This window comes from Thermogemmatispora aurantia, from assembly GCF_008974285.1.
In the GTDB taxonomy this organism is placed as follows: domain Bacteria; phylum Chloroflexota; class Ktedonobacteria; order Ktedonobacterales; family Ktedonobacteraceae; genus Thermogemmatispora; species Thermogemmatispora aurantia.
Genome location: NZ_BKZV01000005.1, coordinates 328,136 through 347,154, shown reverse-complemented (window position 1 = coordinate 347,154; position 19,019 = coordinate 328,136). Strand labels below are relative to the sequence as shown.

Here is a 19,019-nt window from a genome sequence, read left to right as displayed (position 1 = left end):
TTTTAGTATTAGTAGTAGCGAGGCAGAGGATGGAGGCAGAAAAGCTGGCGGCGAGAGATCGGCAGGGCAGGCGCTGGGGGATAGCCGTTGACCGACGCCAGCAGTTATCGACACTTCGCAATCCCTGGGAGTGCAAGGGCGAAGGAGGCAATCTTCATGCCCTGCACTTTCTGTGGCACAGCCCTGCTACCGGAGGCGCGTCGCTGTTTTCGCTGTGGCCAGATGGCCACCGCTGCAGAGGACGAGCGGTCTCGGTCTGGTGGACAGCCTGATCCAATGACTTCCAGCTGGCGGCTCAGCTCTCCTCTCTCTACTTCTCTTCCTGGATCATTGGTTTCTTCTCCTTCGACCCTGCCTCCTCCGGGCTTTACTACTCCACTGCCGCCTGCGACGAAGGCAAACATCAGAGGCCCGCGGCTCCTGGCCTGGCGCCGCTTCCTGGCCTGGTCTCCTGACAGCCAGCTCCTGGCCTCGGTTGGCAAGGACGGCACCGTTCAGCTCTGGGAGGCGGCCAGCGGGCAAGGGCTGCTGACTTATCACGGACACAGCGGTACCGTTCTGGCCAGCAGTTACTCCACTAACGCGTGATCAACCCTATTTTAGCAACGGGGCACTCCGCCGCAGGCCAGGAGCACCAGACTGGCCAGATCCGGCCAACTTATGCCAGACGCACGAGCAGCGCCATGCAGGCAGTAAAGCCGTGAAGGAAGGGACGGCCATCAACAGGTCCAATTTCGCCGCTGCAGAAGAGGCCAACGAGCGGGAGGGGACCAAGATAGTGTTCAACCGCCTCAGCATCGTGATTGGGGGTATCGAAAAGATTCATGCCACGTCCATTACAGGTGCAGAGGATGGCGGCCACCGGTTCGCGGTCATGCAGCTCCTCACGTGCCCGCTCTAACGCATCGCGCAGATCCATATCGGCAGTGCTAGCATCGCGCATCTGAAACTGAATCGTCTGGCCCACACGCGGCATCGCCCCAATAGCCAGCCCCCCACTGAGCCGATCGACTCCAATCAGGGGTCGCACCAGGAAACTACCACGTCCAAAGCTCTCACGGTACTCATTGGCCGCCAGACCCACTAGCAAGTTATGGCGAGCACGGCGCTGCATAAAGGGCGGTAGTTCCTGTAAGGTCTCTAGCAGAAGCTCATAGGCGGGACGATTAGAAATCGTTTCGACGAGATTGCCACGTACGCTGGTGATGGTCCAGGGTTCGCCGATCGGCTCACATCCCTGAGAGACAAGCGGCAGGATAGTGTAAGGGCCGCCGAGGGCCAGGCCGACGCCCCCCTCGCCAAAGACATTGCCATTGCGAAAGACAAAAGTCCGCTGCAGCAAGGGGTGAGCCGAGGCTAGGCCACCCACGATCGGGCAATGGGGGTAGGCCCGTGCCAGCCCTTCTAGCAGGGCCTCGCTATCCAGACGGAAAGGATCAGCCAGGATCAGCCAGGCGTTGACCTCTTCAGGCGACAGCCCCAGGCGCGTATGCCACTCCTCGGCACGCTCGCACTCTTCGACCAGGGCCTGCGTAAAGCGCACCACCCGCAGCCTTGCCCCCGGCAATTGCAGCGTCATCAAAGCCAGAGCTGCTGTCTCCTCCAGCTCTTCGCCCTGGCCGATCACTCCCTGGCCGGAGCAGCCGATGAGCAGCCGCACCCCACTTTCCTCATAAGCACGATGCACGAGTTCAGGCAGCGATTCTGCGTAGAGGCCACTGGCGAAGAGAATGGCCAGATCGGTGGGACCTTTGACGCGCGCCAGGGCGCGGGCCAGGGCCCGCTCCCAGCGTGCATCTTCGACCAGTGCCACCCGTACCAGGGGCTGCTCTTCAGCCGCATTCATACCTGTTTTTCGACGCTCTATCTCTTCTGCGCTTACCCGCTCGTTCTCCATGACAGGCCCTCAACTGGCACTGGCCCGGCAGATGAACTCCACTTCATTGCCATCAGGATCATCCACATACATGGTACGGCTGGCCAGCACGGGATGCTTGCCGCCGCGTGGCTGGTAGCCGGCCTGCACTAGAGCTGCGTACTGCGCATCAAAGGCTTCCTCGGGCAGCTCCAATGCCAGATGATGAAGCTGGTAGCCCGCAGGTTTGGCTTTGACTTCCTCAGTCTTGGGCACCAGGACAATCATCTGGGGGATACCGGCTTTCCCCTCGCCAACTTTTAAAAAGACGTTCGGCAGGCTCGGAGGAGAGATCACCTCTAAGCCCAGGAGGTCGCGATAGAAGTGGAGAGCCTTTTCCTTGTCCGCCGTCCAAAGCACAATCTCCGAAATCCCGACGATGTGTTTCATCTGGAACACCTGTGTATCGGCTGCTCCCCTTCTTGCTTCTCCTCTACCAAGCGCATAGAGTACGGAAGAGTTATCACCACGGCGCAGAGAGCCACAGAAGGGGTAGCGCTCTACTTTCTGCTCCTCATTATGATAGTATCGCACACGCAAGAAGGCTCTGGCAACAGCAAGAAAGGCACAGACGAGCAGAGAAGCAAGCCCTGCCCAGGCCGGCAGCCAAGGCAGGAACCCGCGGCGGCCCGCACTGCGGATCGGATCGCTGGCGGTTCCTGCCCTCGCTGCCAGGCAGACCTCACTCACCCTCTCATCAGGCCAGAGGGCGAGTCGCAGTGCTCCACTGCTCCGCTCCTGGTTCTCGTTCTAGGCGAGGAATGTGCAGGGATTGCTCGGCAGCACCTGACGAAAATCGTTATAGCGCTGCAAGGTTGCTCCACCGCCGCCGAAAGCCAGGTAAGTCAGCTTCAACAGAGAGCCAAACTCACTCGTCTTCCCGAAATCGTTGGTCGTCAGCCCCGGCACATCGTTTCCAATCAGCCAGAGGCAGCTTGGCCCGTGGTGGGCAATGCTGAAGAAAGGATAGAAGTCCGCTGGCACCCCATCATCCGTATTGGGCACAATGGCACAACCAGCGCCAGTATCCCGATTGCACTGTCCATTGAAGTCCGCCGCCTCAATCCGCGGCGTGTCTGATTCGAAGGCCACTCGACTGTAGTTCTGCTGATCACCCGGGCCCGTGCGAGGGCTGCTGAAGAGAATCGGCGTCGGATGGAGTCGCGTATTGCCGTCTGGCCAGACCGGCTTGTAAGAGGTGCCGTCGAAGCCCACATTGGTACCGTAGCAGCCCGAGACCTGGATGCGCAGCGAGGCTGTTGCCGCAAAGCAGGCAGTATCATCGCTATCAGCCGGCTCAAGATCGCTGCCTGTGCCCTCGCTGCCGCGACAGATACCGCTGGCGTCAATGGGGCCAGTACAATAGTCGAAATGGCCGATCTCGTCAGCAAAGGCAATATTATAGGAGTGAGCCGCCCAGATGACGCGCGTCGCCTCGGAGGAGGTGCTGTACATCGGGTGGAAATCGTAGGGAATGTTGGTGCATTCAGTCGAAGGGGCAGGCGCGAACTTGACCTGTCCAAAGCCGTTAGCGGCACTGGCCGTCATTGCTCCATGCTGGCCCGTTGTCAGATCAAAGAGATCGACCCGCAGCCCATGTGGCGTATCGCCCAGCTTGACCAGGACGAAGTCGCCGGAGTTCATAAAGAGATCGCGCCGCGGATCAGGGGTGAACGTGGCCAGTGTCGACTGCACCGGGTTGGCCGGCGCTTGCGCCCGCCCATCGCGTGTAATAAAGGCGAAGTTGACGTACTCCAGCCCAGTCTGCGCCGCACAGGTTGGGTTGAGCACTGTGCCATGTACAGGGTCCTCCGACAGGCTGTCTATGGTCAGGGCCGCACACCACTGGCGCGCGTCGCAGCTATTGCCCTGCGGCCAGGATACAAAGCCAGGCGGGTAAAATTGCAGCTCCATGTAGGCCGTGCCGGGATGATTGGGGCTGACCGCCGGATCAACGATGTTGCGATCGCTGTCCGGTGTACACGTGCTCACCTGGAGGGGATAGGACTGGGTGTCGCAGAGGGCCATGCCAAACCAGAAGGTGATATGTAACTGGAAGTTGAAGGCTTTGTTCCCTCCAGCGCTCAAACCCGGTGGGTCGGTTGGTAGACGGAGCAAATAGGTCATGTGGTTGCCCGATCCGGGCAAAGCGGAGTAGAACAAGACTGAAGGCTCGTCATGTCCCACATAGTAGCCTTCCCCAAAGACCTCTTCAGGGTCTTGTACCTCGGTGCAGGCTGTGCCTGGACGGGAACAGTCGATGTGCCAGTGCGTCTGTAAGAGCACGGCAGCCTGCGCTCGACTGGCACCCCCCAGGCTGAAGCCGGTTGCCAGCAGTAAGACCAAACCGAGGGTACCAGCAAGCAGACAGAGTCGATGGCTGAACAGTTTCATGGGGAGCCTCCCGCAAAATCCTTGCTCACAGGTGACCATCCGCGTTGATGCACGCTCCGCACTCCAGCGTGCAGAGGAAAGCTTGCACCCCGGAGATCTGATTATCTCATCACACTCTACCTCCTTCCTTTGTTAATACATTTTTACCTTCTTGATGTAAAGAAAGACTATATATCATCCTTCATTGGCTTGCTCCTCATATCTTCTGACACCCTTAGACTCCCTTATGCACCCTTATAAGGCGACTGCTTCCCCAGGCGAGTGGGACAAGGAGGCCACAAATCCATCTCATTGTGTACCATATTTTTTCAGCGGTGTGAAGTCTGTGTAGGGAAGAAGGTCAGCTTCTTCGGTCAAGCCCGGCAACGGGTGAGAGAGTGCCAGAGAAGCGGAATGAGGAGGGTCAGGGTGCCCCAGCGTGGGTCGCGGCCTCACGGGCACAGCTAGCTTAGCGAAACCCTCATGATAAGGGGGGTCAGACACAGAGGAGAGGGAGCAACAAGCTGTCAGGCGTTTCGAGAGGCCAGGAGCGCACCACAGCCGTGTCCTTCTTGTCTGGAGGAACAGGCTGCAGCACGCTCAGGTGATCAGGTCAGCATCGGCTCAATTCCGGCGAGGATTGCGTGGACGATAATCCAGCGCTCCCTCAAAGGTCACCATAGTCACAAGAGAGGCATCGGAGAGGCGCGAGCGAATGCGCTCATCGATGGCCTGTAGGCCGCGTGGATTGGCCGTGATTACCGTTGGATAGCGCAAATTATAACGATAGTTTAGCAACTGGAAGAGCTTCTCATTAGCCCAGGGAGAGCTTTGCTGTGCTCCCAGATCGTCGAGTACGAGCAGCTCCGCCTCGCGCATGCGTGCGAAGAGTTGATCATAGACCTCGGGTGCCTCGGGAGCGAAGGCGGCGCGCAGATGGTCGAGCAGATCGGGCACGGTAGCGAAGAGCACAAGCGAGCCATTTTCGAGGCAGAGATTGGCAATTGCCGCCGCCAAGTGAGTTTTGCCGCAGCCGTTAGGTCCCACCAGCAGCAGCCAGCCATCAGGCTCACGCGCATACTCCAGCGCTGCCTGGTAAGCCTGCCGCACACCAGGCACCGTATAGTTAAAGTTCTTGAAGCTCTTATCGCGGAAGGCTTCGAGGTTCGACATACTGCGGAGCTGTTGGCGCCGGCGCTCCTTGAGATCGGCCTCTTTGCACTCGCAGGGAATGGGTTTGCCGAAATGCGGATGGCCAAAGGGCACATCCAGGCGCAGGTAGCCTGCCCCCTTGCACTTTGGGCAGACAGGGCGCTGGGAGCCAAAGGGGGCCGGCAAGGTCGACTCGCTGGAGCCGATCGCTCCCAGCGGTCCCCCTCCTCCGGCTTGCCGCTCGTGTCCTGGCGTTTGGCGAGCCTGACGCTGCCGCAGGCCCTCCTGCAGCTGCGCGAAGGCGGGGTTGGCGAGAGCATTGGGGCGCAGGGGCTGAGTAACCCGTTGCTGGCGCGCAGGGCCAGGCACGCCAGTGGGCGGAAGAGCCAGTCGATCACGCGCTAGTCCTGGGGACGAGAGCGACCCCTCTGTCCGACGATGTAGTGCAACGCTCTCACTGGGCATAGGCGAGCGCCTCGGCGAGGGCAGTCTGCTGGCCACAGTCGAGCGGGATAGAGCCGGGCGGGAAGTGGCCTCCAGCAACTCCTGTTCGTCTTCCCAATCGCCGTAACGCATCCCGCCCTCATCGTCGTCATCGTCCTCCTCCCACTCGTCGTCGGAGAGGGTATCTCCTCGCAAGACTGGTAGATAATCATCGGCCCGATAGTAGTAGTCGCGCGCGCGCCGCGGCAGAGACGACGCCGGGACTTCCCGCTGCGCGCCATAGAGGTGATCGGTCTGCCGACCAGGCCGTCGGCTCGGGCGTGAGAGCGGCTCACCGCCCTCCAGTGTCAGCGTATCGGCCAAGACATCGGCCCCAGGCACCTCCGTCACTTCGACGCGCCCGCGGGGCGAGTGCCCAGGACGTGAGAAAGCCTGATCCAGACGAGCGGTTTGCTCGGGCAGAGGCAGGCGCGTCGTCTGCTCCCCGCGCGCTCGTGGCAGCGTTCCAGCCTGGCGAGCGCGCTGCTGAAGCAGTTGCTGCCGCCGTTGTTTGAGCATAATCTCATTCAAGCGTTCCATAGGTTATCTGCCTTCCGTTTCCCAGCGCCTCAAGATCGCGCGAATATAACGCCAGTTACGTTTATTATGTTCTACTGCCTCGCGAAAAGCTGCCTCGATCCACTCAGGAGGATAGCGTTCAGCGGCATCGCGCAGCTCATCGGCGATCAGCGGAGAAAGAAGCCCTATATTTTGTTCGTACAAGACAAATATATTCGGACGCTCAATCTCAATGTGTAAATGCTGAGTTTGGCTGCGCCCAACGCGCGCCAGCGCCGCGGCAGCGGGAGCGGGCGAAGAGACGCTCTCCTGGCTCTGGCTCTGGCTCTGGCGCAGTCCGTGCTCTGGTGCGGGACGCTGTTGCCCGACATCGAGCAGGCGGACCGGGATCAGCTCACTGCCCTGCAGCTCAGCCACGACGCGCCGGCTGCGGGCCGTATTGAAGAAATACCAGCCAATGACCTCATCTTCAGAGCCATCATCACCGAGCACCTTGAGGTAGACGCGGAGAATCGTGCCGCGTGCTACCGCCTTTTCCAGGCCCTGGCGTACTCGTTCTTCAGGAGGGCGCGGATCACCGCGCCGCTTCAGGCTCTTGAGCAACACGCGATCGCCCAACAGCTCCGGTTCGCTCACACAGCGCGGCTCACCGCGCTTCTGGGCCAGGAGCCAGAAGAGGTGCAGCGTCACTTTCAATTCCGCCACATCCTCTATCTCTGGCAGGAGCGACCTGAAGAAGACCTCCGGCACAGGGACATAGGGATTCTTGCCCGAAGGGAAGCCAGCAAAGGACGTCATAGCCATCCATCCAGAGATTACTCAGGAGGCGGAGAAAGCTCTAGATCACAGAAGCGGGTATGACTCGCCTGGAAGTAGAGGCTTACCTCGCCGACAGGACCATTGCGATGCTTGGCGACGATAATGTCCGCGATATTTTTACGCTCCGAGTCCGGGTTATAGACATCATCTCGATAAATAAACATCACCACATCGGCATCTTGCTCAATGCTGTTGTGGACGACGAGGTCAGCGGCCACAAAATTGTGCAGGCCAGCCACTGTCAGATCATAGACCTCAGCCTCACCGGCGGGCACAATGGCCTCCACGCGGTCCCAGATGACATCACCCTCACCGGCCTCCGCCGTTTGCAGAGCATGACCAGGGCCAGACCAGACTGCCGAGGGCAGGGCGCGCGGGAGAGCCACCGCCTGCCCGGCGCCCAGCCTATCCAGACGCAGCCAGCCGCTACGGGTCAGAAAGCGATGATTGGCCGTCGCACGCACCTGCTGGCCCCCCGCGGTCATGAGGCGATAGACAGGCCGGCGCCCCGTTGCAAAAGCGCGCGTTACTGGCGTGGCCTCCAGACGCTGGGTCACCGGATTCAGCGCCAGTACGCGGAAGCCCTGCCGCCCCATCAGTCGCTCGATCGGACAGCAGACCCCCTCGTCGGCCAGATAGACCGCGGTCTCCCCCGCCAGACAGCCACTCTCGCGCAGATCCGAGAGCTGGGGCACCTTCGACTGACGCGTTTCCACGGCTCGCGAGAGCTGGGCGAGCGCCAACACCGGCACATTCAGCTCGCGTGCCAGCGCTTTCAGCGTGCGGCTGATCTCCGAAATCTCCTGGACACGGTTCTCGTTGCGTCGGGCGCTGCCGCTGGTCGTCTGCATCAACTGCAGATAGTCGACAATAATCAGGTCGACGCCCTGCTCCGCCTGCAGGCGCCGTGCCTTACTGCGCATCTCTGCCGTGGAAATGCTGGCTGTATCATCGATCCAGATCGGCGCCTCTGCCAGACGCTGCGTCGCCAGCATAATGCGCTCCCACTCCTCATCATCGATCCAACCGGTGCGCAGGCGCTGCTGATCAACCCCAGCCTCCATTGAGAGCAAACGCTGCACTAGCTGCTCTTTGCTCATCTCCAGACTGAAGATGGCGACTGTCTGCTGGAAGCGCACAGCGGCGTTATGGGCCATGCTCAGGGCCAGCGAGGTCTTACCGAGCGAGGGGCGCGCTGCCAGAATGATCAGGTCCGAGCGCTGTAGTCCGCCGGTGAGGCGGTCGAGGTCGGAGAAGCCGGTAGGGACACCAACGATCGCCCCACGTCGCTCATGAAGCTGATCCAACTTGTTCAAATACTCGGAAAGGATTTCGCTCAGGAGCGAGAAGTCCGAGCGCAGGCGCCGCCGTCCGATTTCAAAGATCAGGCGTTCGGCCTTATCGAGCGCCACATCGGCATCGCCCTCTTCGTAGGCAATGGCGGCGATCTGCCCAGCGGCATGGATCAGACGACGCAGGACCGCCGTGCGCTCTACAATGCGCCCATAGTATTCGATATTGCCGCTGGTGGGCACCTGATTGACCAGAGACGTGATGTAACTGGCGCCGCCAACCTCCTCCAGCTTCCCCTGACGCTCCAGCTCATCACAGAGCGTAATAAAGTCCGCCGGCTCATGCCGCTCGTAGAGCTGGAGCATCACCTCATAGATGGCGCGATGGGCGTCGCGATAAAAGTCCTCCGGGCGCAAAAAGTCAGCGACCTGGATGATCGCCTCTGGATCAATCAGGATGCTGCCCAGGACGCCACACTCGGCCTCGATGTTCTGCGGTAAGAGCTTCTCCACGTCCTGTCTCCAGCGTTCTTACTGAATCTCAGCAGCCTGTCACCAGGCGGTTTATGAACAACAGCAAAAGCGAATTAACAGACTAAAAAGATTATATCATACAATTTCGACTTATCACGCGGTAGGCTCGATACATGCTCGGCGCGGCGGCTGGCCAGCCGGATCACAGACGCCTCCCCCTGATCTGCACTGCAGCAGAAGGACCAGCCAAGCAACTGACGCGCCCTGAACCGACGTCTGCCCCCACCCAGGGTCAAGATTAGCGGGAGGGGAATCCCGTGTGTCTAAACAGTGTAGCGAATCTTGTGCCCGAAAGCAAACAGCAGGCAGACAGTGGCTCTGTGGATATGTGGATATCCTCGGGGATATCTCACGCTTGCGATCTCCATATATAGCTGAGTTAATAAGCAGTTATCCCACAGTTATCCACCGTCCAAGGGGAGTTATCCACAGTTATCCACCGCTATCCACAAACTTATCCACAGACTTATCCACATGGCCAGGTGGGCGAATCTTCCTATTCCCCAGGGGAAAGCTCGCCCCGCGCTACCCTCCCTGGGGGAGGCTGGAAAGGGCTTGACCCACAAGGGCCTGCAGGGTATCATAGCACCCAGAAATCAGCGCTCTTTATCCTGGCTGGTTGCTTGTCCGTCAGACAGCCCTGCCTGCTCAAACCGGTACAGGACAGGGAAGTGCTACCCTGTCAGTCAGTCAGCCAGCCAGCCGCGTCCAGCGCTGCCGCCGTCAACAGAACAGCCCCACAGCAAGGAAGCAGCTGCGCTGTTGACTTGGGCCTCTGTGATTCTCAGCAAGCAAACAAGCAGCAAGATCTGAAAAAGGAGCAGTATTCAGACCCCATGCCAAAGACGAGCAAGCGCGCAGCCACGAGAAGAGCGGAAAAGATCGCCCGCGCGCACGCGACCAGGCTGCCAGAAGCGCCTGCCCCCAAGAAGAAGGAGAAGCGCGGCCCTGGCTATACGCCTCCCAAGCGGGGCCTGGCTCGCTACCCCTGGGCTATCACCCTGACGATCCTGATCATCGCTGCCGCCATCGGCGCTATGTACTATTACAAGGTTGGTCCCTTCGCCCCACCGAAGCCACAGCCGAAGACCGCCGCCGTCTCGCCCTGCCTGAAGGTGGTCAAGCAGCTGACCGATAGCTCACCGGCGCCGACCGGGGCGGCGTTTAACAAGATCCAGCATACGTATAAAGCTCCGCCGGCAATGTCGATCAATACCAACAAGATTTATTGCGCCGGTATCAATACCAATCGCGGCCTGATCGTGGTGGAGCTTGATCCGAAGCTGGCCCCCGAGACAGTCAATAACTTCGTCTTTTTGGCCCAGCACCACTTCTACGATGGGCTGAAGTTCCACCGCGTGGTGCCGAATTACATCATCCAGACCGGCGACCCCAAGGGCGATGGCAGCGGGGGACCAGGCTATACGCTGCCCGCAGAGCCGGTGAAAGGCAACTATACCGCCGGAGCGGTGGCCATGGCCAAGCCCGCCAGCGGCACCGCCAATAACGGCAGCCAGTTCTTTATCTGCGTCTCCGACCAACCGGCGAAGGAGCTGACGAAATCGTATAATCTCTTTGGCCATGTGGTCCAGGGCATGGATGTCGTGAAGAAGATCCAGGGTCCGGGCGATCAACCTTCTCAGAAGAATATCACGCCTGATGTCATCACCCATCTGATAGTGGTGACTGCTCCCTAAAGCAGGCTCTCCAAAGGCAGGCGGGCTGAGATGAGAGGGCTGGCCGTCTTTGAGGCGATCTGCCAGCCTCTGGCCAGCCCGCTTCGCTCTTGCACCACTCGCCAGGCGCTTTCTTTGCCCGGCACGGGCCAGGACTGCTGCGGCTGAGGGAGCGAGTTGGGAGCCTGGTGGCATGCTATGAGTAGCTGCCCGGTAGCCGGCAGCGGCTCCTTGAGCAAGTGAAAGTGAGGATCTGCCAACAATGCCAGCAAAACGACGCTATAGTGCTCCGCCCGCTATGCAGATCGATCCGCATAAGACCTACTATGCGACGATCAGCACGACCAAGGGCGATATCCGCCTCCAGCTCTTTGCTTCCGAGGCCCCTTTGACAGTGAATAACTTCGTGTCTCTGGCCCGCGATGGCTTCTACGATGGGTTGACTTTTCATCGCGTCGTGCCCGGGTTCGTCATTCAGGGGGGTGACCCCCTCGGCAATGGCACCGGCGGCCCAGGCTATATGTTCCCGGATGAGCCGGTACGTCGCCCCTATAAGGCCGGTACTCTGGCTATGGCGAACGCTGGCCCCAATACGAATGGAAGCCAGTTCTTTATCTGTCTGGAGGACCAGCCACGCCTCCCTCCAAACTACACGATTTTCGGAGAGACAATCGCCGGCCTCGACGTGGTTCGTCGTATCCAGGTGGGGGACATGATGCAGCGCGTGACGATCGAAGAGGCTTAGTCTCTCTCGCCTAGACACGCGCTCGCCTCTGCTTCGCCATCCATCCGTCTTCGTCCCCAGACAGACAGGGCTGGCCGAACTCCGATCCGCGAGCCTGTGGCCTGTGATCACCCTGGTATGGGACACCCCTCTCTACGGGTTGCCCAGGCTACGCTGTGCGGCTGGGTCAGCCCTCACTCTTGCTGCGACCGTGAGACGGCTGACTCCCTTCCCCCTTCACTACTTGCTGCCCGTTCTCCACCACCTCCGCCAGATCACGTTCCTCTCTTGATCAGTAGTTTTACCGATCTCTCAGATTCCAGCTCTATCTGGCCTTCTGCCTCTTGACAGCCAATGTTAGCATGCCCTAATATCTTAGCAACGTACTAGGATATTAGGCAGACCTAATATCAAAGGGACATGAGGGCGGGCGGGACGCTCTCCTCGCTTTCGCCGTTAGAGGAGTATGACCGGATGAGCAGACAGACTGAAGTGAGGCAGCCAGAACGAAGTTGGCTGGCGCTGCTGGCCTGGAACACACGCGATATTTTGATTTTGGCGGCGATCAGCGTTGTCTTCGGCATCTTGCTGGGCGCCTTGCTTTATCCATACATGCTATCGGTGGTGCTTGGCCCAATCGTGGCCTGGGCTTGGATTGGGCTCTACATTCTGCCGGGCTTCTTCATCGCCTATGCCCTGCGCAGGCCGGGAGCGGCCTTTTTGATCGCTCTGCTTTACTGCTTTGTGACGCTGCCCATCTCGCCCTATGGGCCATCGATCATGATTACAGGGATTCTCTACGCCTGTTCAGGCGAGATGAGCGTAGCACTTGGGACGCGCTACCGCCATTTCAGCCTGCCCTCGATGGCCCTGACAGGCTTTCTCGGCGGGCTTGTGATGCTGATTATCTATGCAATCTTCTATCCATCGTCCTTCCAGCTCGCGCTCCCTGTGCTGATGGGGGTGATCGCCATTACACTCGTGAGTAGCACGCTGAGTGGCATTCTGGCCAAGTATCTGGGTGATGCCTCAGCTCGCACCGGCGTGCTGGCCGACACGATCCGCCGGGGACAAGATGAAATCTGATGCTCCGCTCCGGCCCAGGTGGAAAGATTGTAGGTAGCCTTTGGCTCTCTCTGTTGCGCCCAATCAGCGCTACCTCAGCCTCTCGCAGGGGTTGGTCAATGTCGACCAGCCCCTGTCTCCACCCCAGTTGTGGCTGGTCGAAAAAGCCGCCAGAGAGGTAGGAGAGACGCTGAGAGAGGAGAACGGTAATAATGAGTGAGACAAGGACGGCTCTCATTGAGATCGAAGATCTGACGGTCAAGTATCCTGGACGGCGTGTGCCGGCTCTGGAGCACCTTCAGCTCCAACTGCGCGCCGGGGAGACGGCGCTGCTGCTGGGTCCCTCGGGTAGTGGCAAGAGCACACTGGCGCTCACGTTCAACGGACTGATTCCTCACAGTATCGGCAAGCTGCAGAGCGGTCACGTGCGTGTGACCGGCCTCGATACGCGGCAGACGACGGTTGCTACTCTGGCGCAGCGGGTGGGCATTCTTTTCCAGGACCCAGAGGCCCAGTTTGTGATGTTTACGGTGGAGGATGAGATCGCTTTCGGCCTGGAAAATCTTTGCTTCTCGCCCGACGAGATGGAGCGGCGTATCAGCGAGAGTCTGCGACTGGTAGGATTGACAGAGCTGCGCTATCGCCGCGTTGAGCAGCTCTCAGGTGGGGAGAAGCAGCGGGTAGCGCTGGCGGCTCTGCTGGCGCTTGAGCCGGAAATCCTGGTTTTCGATGAGCCGACGGCGAATCTTGATCCCCAGGGCACACGAGAGGTTTTTAATCTGCTGCGCCGCTGCAAGGAGACAGGTCGCTATACGATTGTATTGATTGAGCATCGCCTCGACGAGCTAATGGATCTGGTGGAGCGTATGGTCGTGCTGGGCAAACGAGGCGAGGTGATCATCAATGGGGAGCCGCGCGAGGTCTTGCGCACCCACCTGTCAACGCTCCAGGAGCTGGGGGTCTGGGTGCCCCAGGTAGCCAGGCTTGCCCATGCTCTCCAGCATCATGGCTGCTCACTTGAGCCGTTCCCGCTCACCTTGAGCGAGGCCGTCGAGGCCTTGAAGGGAAGGCGAGCGCTCAGCGCTGGCCAGCAGGAGCCATCGGCTCCCACAACCAGCACCGCCGTTCACAACGATGGCCACCAGAGATTCTCAGCCTCGCCTCCGACCAGGTCTGAGCCTGACCAGGGGGAGGCGGCAATCGAGGTCTGTTCCCTTTCCTACCGTGCCGCCGGACGACAGGTGCTGCAGGACATCTCGCTGGCGATTCCGCGTGGGGCCTTGCTGGCGCTGGTCGGGGCCAATGGCGCTGGCAAGACCACCCTGGCGCAGCACCTGATCGGGGTTCTGCAGCCACCTCGGGGCCGCGTCCGCTTGCTGGGCCGTGATATTACAACGATTTCCGCCCGCGAGCTGACGCGCCATGTTGGCTATGTCTTCCAGAATCCCGAACACCAGTTTATTACCGAGGCGGTCGAGGATGAGGTGGCCTATGGGCTGCGCGTTATGGGCCTGCCAGCGACGGAGGTTCAGGAGCGTACACGCGCGCTGCTGGAACGCTTCAACCTGCTCTCTCTGGCACGGGCCAGCCCTTTTACGCTGAGCCACGGCGAGAAGCGGCGTCTGAGCGTGGCCACCATGCTGGCAATGGGGCAGGAGATCTTGATTCTTGATGAGCCAACTTTCGGTCAGGACGAGTACAGCGCGACCGCCCTGCTGGAGTTGCTCTGGCAGCTTCATGATGATTACGCACGATATGTCCCTGGTAGCCACTTACGCCCAGTATGTGGCCGTCATGAATCATGGCAGGCTGCTCTTCTACGGGACGCCAGCAGTCCTCTTCGCTCACGAGGAGCTGCTGGCCGAGGCGCGTCTGATGCTGCCCCCGCTGGCTCAGCTAGCGCGCCGGCTTGGCTGGTCAGATCTGCTCACCCTGGAGGAGCTATGTGAGCGCTGTCTCCAGGACAGCGCTCGAGGACCGGCGGAGCCGTTGGCCCCTACCGATGGAGCAGCCCGCGTGGAAGGGGGTAGACCATGCAAGTGATCTATCAAGAGGGCGAGTCGCTGCTGCACCGCTTGAACCCGCTGAGTAAGGTTGTAGCTGTGGTGCCTGTGCTGCTTTTCGTGGCGCTCACCACCGATCCCTGGCTGCCGCTGGCCTTCACTGCGCTGGCCAGCGCAGTGATCGTGGGACCGGCACGTATCTCTCCAGGGACTTTCTGGCGCCTTCAGGCCCCTCTCACTATCAGTTTGCTGGTCTTTCTGATCCTTTATCCCTTTATGGTACGCGCCGAGCTGTTTGATCACACGCCAGTGGTGCTGCGGCTAGGTCCGCTGGCGCTTTACCAGGGGGCCGTGCTGGCCGGGATGGCTGCCGTCCTGCGTGTCTATGCCATGTTCTTGCTCTCGCTGATCTTCATGCTCACCACCGAGATCAGCGACTTTATCCGGGCAATGGTTCAGCAGTGGCGCTTTCCCTACCGGCTTGGCTACGGTATCCTGGCCGCCTTTCACTTTATGCCCCTCCTCCAGGAAGAATTTCGCCTGATTCAGGCGGCGCATCGCATCCGCGGAATCGAGACACACGGCGGGGTCAGGGTCCATATCGAGCGCCTGCGCCGCTATTTGATTCCGCTATTAACCAGCGCCATCCGGCGGGCAGAGCGGACCGCGCTAGCGATGGAGAGCCGGGCCTTTGGCGCACTGAAACAGCGCTCCTACTTCCGGCGTTTTCGCTTCAGTCGCGCCGACTACCTGTTCATTCTCTGCTTCTGGCTGCTCTGTCTGCTGGTCATCGCCCTGTTCTTGCTGAATGGCTGGATGGGGCCGCTCTCCTTTACGAAGGAGCTATAAGCCACGAGCAACATCAGGACAGTGAGGAGTATCAGGTGTGGTAGAACATATCTTCTGTGCCCAGCTCTCAGAGGAGCGCCAGGTACCCTTTCACGGTCTGGCGCCACTGGCAAGGATCTGGGTGCTGGTGGAATATACAGGAGCCTGGGAACGATCAGCAGTGCTCTTTAATGATCTGCCAGAGCCGGCCCGGCGCTGGCTGGCCGAGCTTGCCCTCAGCTATGACACCAGGCTGAGTATGGCGGTCTTTATCAGACGCGGACCACGCAGCAGCGGTCCGCTGCGCTGCTTCGTGGCGATTACCCGGCCCGAGCGCCAGGCGCTCTACGCTTTTCAGCTCACCAGCTACCAGGAGCTGCCACAGCTTCCGCTGGCCGAGCTAGAGCAGGGAGCGCCCGCCTACGACAGCTACCTGAGCGCCGAGCCGCTCTATCTGGTCTGCACCCACGGCAAACACGATCAATGCTGCGCCAAATTCGGCATGCCCATCTATCGGGAAGCGGCCCGTCTGGCCAGGGAACAGGTCTGGCAATGCAGCCACATCGGGGGCGACCAGTTTGCCGCCAATCTGGTCTGTCTGCCGCACGGCATCTACTATAGCCGCGTCAAGGTGCCCGAGGTGGCGGCCATTCTGGAGGCCGACCGCCAGGGAAAGCTCTACCTGGAGAAATGCCGAGGGCGCGTAGTCTATCCTCAACCTGCCCAGGCCGCCGAGCATTACCTGCGGCAGCGCACGGGCCACCAGGAGCTAGAGGCGTTTGTCCTTTTAAAGGCGCGTCAGGATGGAGCTTGTCATCGGGTGCTTTTCCGTTCACGCATTGATGGCACCTTGCATAGCCTGCGCCTGGTGGAGCAGAACCATCCACTCGCCGCCGTCGAGGGCTGCCGCTGCAATCTGAGCGGCAAACTGCAGCGGCAAGAGTACTGCCTGCTTGAGCACCGGATCTATGTGCCGCAGGCGTCGCAGGCAGTCGTCAGCTAATCAGCCAGACAACTGCACTCCCTCTCTCACTCAGCTCTCTCGGAACTCCTCCTTCCCTTCCCTCGCCACCGGCCTGGGACAGGCCCAGTGGCCGAGGGGAGAGAGGGAGGGGAGAGAACGCGAAGAGAGTACACGCCCACCTGGCGGAACCAAGCAATGAGGCTGGCCCTTTCCCTCTGACCTGACAGGGCCAGCCTCACAGCCTCTTTTTGGCCATTCAAACTGTTCTTCTCTTCCCAGGTCAGGCTTCAAGGCATCTTAGCTATAGCCCACGTAGTAAGGATGACGGCGCGTTGCCAACCAGGCGCCAAAGAGAGCGGCCAGTCCCTCCAGTAGGCCGAGCAAGAGCATAAAGACGATGGTGACCACAATTCCGCCAATGACGCCCCCAAGGGTCACATTGCCACTGGCGGGGGCATTGCTGGGGAAACCAGGAATATAGCGCGGCAAGAAGATCGCTCCTAGATAGTAGAGCACGCCAGCCACCAGACCCGCCAGAAAGCCCAGGCTTCGCTGGACTGCTAGCTTGCCAACGATAAAGCCCGCTACGGCGCAGATCACCAGGCTGATAAAAATGACCAGGCCGCAGAGCGTCGTGATCGAGATCGCCAGCTGATAGGCATTCTGACTGGCAAGTCGCTCCGCATTGGCGAAGAGCGGGGCATTCAACAGCACAAGGGCGATATTCGCGGCGGCACAGAGGATTCCGGCCACCACTCCCACGATCAGAGTTGGCAGCAGACGGCCCCTGGGCAGCTCCGGCTCGCTCGGCTCCTCGCGCTGGTGCAGGCGACGGCGCTCCTCACGCTCCTCATCATCTTCTTCACTCTGATCTGGCAAAGGTGCGATATGATGGCGACGCCGACTGTGACGCTCCCCTTCCTCATCCCGATCCCACTCATCACTCTCGTGTTGGTGTAAAGGATAGCGCTGCTCCGACTCGTTCATTGACGGCCTACTCCCTTTTTGACTGATCGATCCTCATTTGCTGGTTGTTTGAGGGCTGACATCGGGAATGTGGGCAAAGACTGCCGGATAGGTATTGATCACCTGCCACCTGTTCATGGGCCAGTAGACTGCAATGGCCTTGCCAACGATATAATTGCGTGGGACTACACCCCAATTGCGCGAATCGTCGCTGTCGGGGCGGTTATCGCCCATCACAAAGTACTGATCTTTGCCCAACCTCCAGATATTGGCGATGGTATTGTAGGGGGCCTTGATATACGGTTCATTGAGCAGGACGCCATTGACCCAGACATGGGTACTATCCGTCCGAATGACATCACCGGGAATGCCAATAATGCGCTTGATAAAGTCCTGGCGTGTATCCAGTGGCCAATGGAAGACAATCACATCCCCACGCTCGGGCGGATGAAAGAGATAGGCCAGCTTGTTGACAATGACATTTTCGCCATCAACCAGCGTAGGCTGCATGCTCACATTTTCCACGCGGTAGTTCTGGATGGCAAGGCGCGTTGCCAGGAAGAGGATCAGCGCCAGGGCAATGACCTCTAGAATATCTCGGGCAAGATGTGCTCGTTTCAAGACCGTTACCTCGCCTGTTCCGATCACTGCATGCAGGAGAAACCAGCGCCGGCTCTTGCGCTCGCTCGTCGCGCGCTTGCCTGGTCAGACGCCTCGGTCAGCTAAGCCGGCACCAGGCCAGGCCGGTTTGGTTCCCCGGCAGAAGCTGGCTCCTGTACTTTATCACTCTGTCTGGGCACATTATAGCGAAAGATCGGCAGCGGCCCTCACCTTACCCCTTGACCAGAGGAGAAAGCAGCCCAATGGTACCAGCTTGCTCGTCTGCCAGAAACCCACCAGGGCCGCCGACAGGCCACATCACCGTTGTACCCGCCTCACGCCTGCCCCCACACACCCAGGACCGGGCCTATCACTCAAACACACTGCAGCGCAGGGCAAGGAGCCTGACCTGACCTCTAAGCCTCACTCTGGCCTGACAGAGCCTCTATCCCGCTCTCTGCCGCAGACAGCGCCTCTGCCAAGATCTCGCTGGCCGGCTGCGCGAAGGAGAGAGCAGATAGACACGGCAGACTCCTCCCCTGCTCTTACTGAGAAGCGGGCTAAACTGGGATCAGCGAGGCGCCTCCACTGGCTCGACTATCCTCCCTGCCTGGTTAGCCTGCGCTCTTCAGCCTTCCTATGATAGCACGGGTTGCAGACTCTTACCAGCTGCGCACAATGAGGTGCCCGGCGGCTACAGCATGGACAATATCGGCGCGGCTCACAATACCAACCAGACGGCCATTTTCAACGACGGGGACACGCTTGATCTTGCGTTCGGAGAGCAAAGCGGCAATCTCTTCCAGGGGAGTTTCCTCGGAGACAACGATTAGCTCATGGCTCATGATGTCGGCGACGCGCAAGCCCTCGCGATTGACCTTGCTGATGATATCGGCTTCTGTGACCATACCAATCAGCCTGCCGTCTCCATCGACAACTGGTGCGCCACTGATGCGCTTCTGATCCAGCAGCCGGGCTGCTTCCTGAGCGCTCGCCTCGGGTCGAATGGTGTAGACCGTGCGAGTCATGATGTCTCTGGCGATCATTGAGCACTCTCCTCTGCTGCTCTGCTGACAAAACGATGCACACGAACGGGAAGACGCCCC

General features: G+C 59.9%; 17 protein-coding genes. 8 read left to right on the top strand and 9 right to left on the bottom strand.

Annotated elements, in window-relative coordinates:
- The first annotated feature begins 156 nt into the window (after positions 1–156).
- A complete protein-coding gene (locus KTAU_RS16405) occupies positions 157–588 on the top strand; it encodes a WD40 repeat domain-containing protein (protein WP_151729382.1) in 432 nt (143 codons plus the stop codon).
- Between the two features lie 70 nt (positions 589–658).
- On the opposite strand, the gene KTAU_RS16400 is transcribed toward KTAU_RS16405, so the two are convergent.
- The 6 genes from KTAU_RS16400 to dnaB form a co-directional block, all read right to left on the bottom strand.
- Positions 659–1,846 (bottom strand): FIST signal transduction protein, encoded by a 1,188-nt coding sequence (locus KTAU_RS16400; protein ID WP_170293362.1) that lies wholly within the window; start codon positions 1,844–1,846, stop codon positions 659–661.
- Positions 1,847–1,906: 60 nt separating this feature from the next.
- Entirely contained in the window at positions 1,907–2,305 is a 399-nt protein-coding gene (locus KTAU_RS16395) for a VOC family protein (protein ID WP_151729380.1), read from the bottom strand.
- A gap of 360 nt (positions 2,306–2,665) precedes the next feature.
- The gene (locus tag KTAU_RS16390) at positions 2,666–4,309 is read right to left on the bottom strand and encodes a hypothetical protein (RefSeq protein ID WP_151729379.1); all 1,644 of its coding nucleotides are present in this window, start codon (positions 4,307–4,309) and stop codon (positions 2,666–2,668) included.
- Between the two features lie 603 nt (positions 4,310–4,912).
- Entirely contained in the window at positions 4,913–6,463 is a 1,551-nt protein-coding gene (locus tag KTAU_RS16385) for an ATP-binding protein (RefSeq protein WP_151729378.1), read from the bottom strand.
- Positions 6,464–6,466: 3 nt separating this feature from the next.
- Positions 6,467–7,240, bottom strand: a complete 774-nt coding sequence (locus KTAU_RS16380; protein ID WP_151729377.1) for a DnaD domain-containing protein — start codon at positions 7,238–7,240, stop codon at positions 6,467–6,469.
- Between the two features lie 17 nt (positions 7,241–7,257).
- The gene (gene dnaB / locus KTAU_RS16375) at positions 7,258–9,066 is read right to left on the bottom strand and encodes a replicative DNA helicase (protein ID WP_151729376.1); all 1,809 of its coding nucleotides are present in this window, start codon (positions 9,064–9,066) and stop codon (positions 7,258–7,260) included.
- Between the two features lie 857 nt (positions 9,067–9,923).
- Here dnaB and KTAU_RS22045 point away from each other — a divergent pair.
- The 7 genes from KTAU_RS22045 (at position 9,924) to KTAU_RS16345 (ending at position 16,386) form a co-directional block, all read left to right on the top strand.
- Positions 9,924–10,784: a peptidylprolyl isomerase gene (locus tag KTAU_RS22045; RefSeq protein ID WP_228026499.1), complete on the top strand. Its 861-nt coding sequence runs from the start codon at positions 9,924–9,926 to the stop codon at positions 10,782–10,784.
- A gap of 241 nt (positions 10,785–11,025) precedes the next feature.
- Positions 11,026–11,508 carry a peptidylprolyl isomerase gene (locus tag KTAU_RS16365; RefSeq protein WP_371875107.1) on the top strand — a complete coding sequence of 161 codons (483 nt, stop codon included), beginning with the start codon at positions 11,026–11,028 and terminating at the stop codon, positions 11,506–11,508.
- A 453-nt stretch (positions 11,509–11,961) separates the two neighbouring features.
- Positions 11,962–12,573 (top strand): ECF transporter S component, encoded by a 612-nt coding sequence (locus tag KTAU_RS16360; RefSeq protein WP_170293361.1) that lies wholly within the window; start codon positions 11,962–11,964, stop codon positions 12,571–12,573.
- Between the two features lie 40 nt (positions 12,574–12,613).
- Entirely contained in the window at positions 12,614–12,772 is a 159-nt protein-coding gene (locus KTAU_RS21675) for a hypothetical protein (RefSeq protein ID WP_170293360.1), read from the top strand.
- Positions 12,765–14,501, top strand: a complete 1,737-nt coding sequence (locus KTAU_RS16355) for an ABC transporter ATP-binding protein (protein ID WP_151729374.1) — start codon at positions 12,765–12,767, stop codon at positions 14,499–14,501. The genes KTAU_RS21675 and KTAU_RS16355 overlap by 8 nt, the downstream gene beginning before the upstream one ends.
- 84 nt (positions 14,502–14,585) lie before the next feature.
- Positions 14,586–15,404, top strand: coding sequence for an energy-coupling factor transporter transmembrane component T family protein (locus KTAU_RS16350; RefSeq protein WP_151729373.1), 819 nt, complete (start codon positions 14,586–14,588; stop codon positions 15,402–15,404).
- Between the two features lie 37 nt (positions 15,405–15,441).
- Positions 15,442–16,386, top strand: a complete 945-nt coding sequence (locus tag KTAU_RS16345) for a ferredoxin family protein (protein ID WP_151729372.1) — start codon at positions 15,442–15,444, stop codon at positions 16,384–16,386.
- A gap of 258 nt (positions 16,387–16,644) precedes the next feature.
- Here KTAU_RS16345 and KTAU_RS16340 read toward each other — a convergent pair whose 3' ends face one another.
- The 3 genes from KTAU_RS16340 to KTAU_RS16330 all read right to left on the bottom strand — a co-directional run bounded on the left by KTAU_RS16340 (position 16,645) and on the right by KTAU_RS16330 (position 18,959).
- The gene (locus KTAU_RS16340) at positions 16,645–17,334 is read right to left on the bottom strand and encodes a YrzE family protein (RefSeq protein WP_151729371.1); all 690 of its coding nucleotides are present in this window, start codon (positions 17,332–17,334) and stop codon (positions 16,645–16,647) included.
- A 33-nt stretch (positions 17,335–17,367) separates the two neighbouring features.
- A complete protein-coding gene (gene lepB, locus KTAU_RS16335; RefSeq protein WP_151729370.1) occupies positions 17,368–17,934 on the bottom strand; it encodes a signal peptidase I in 567 nt (188 codons plus the stop codon).
- A 641-nt stretch (positions 17,935–18,575) separates the two neighbouring features.
- Positions 18,576–18,959: a CBS domain-containing protein gene (locus KTAU_RS16330; protein ID WP_112430777.1), complete on the bottom strand. Its 384-nt coding sequence runs from the start codon at positions 18,957–18,959 to the stop codon at positions 18,576–18,578.
- Positions 18,960–19,019: the final 60 nt, after the last annotated feature.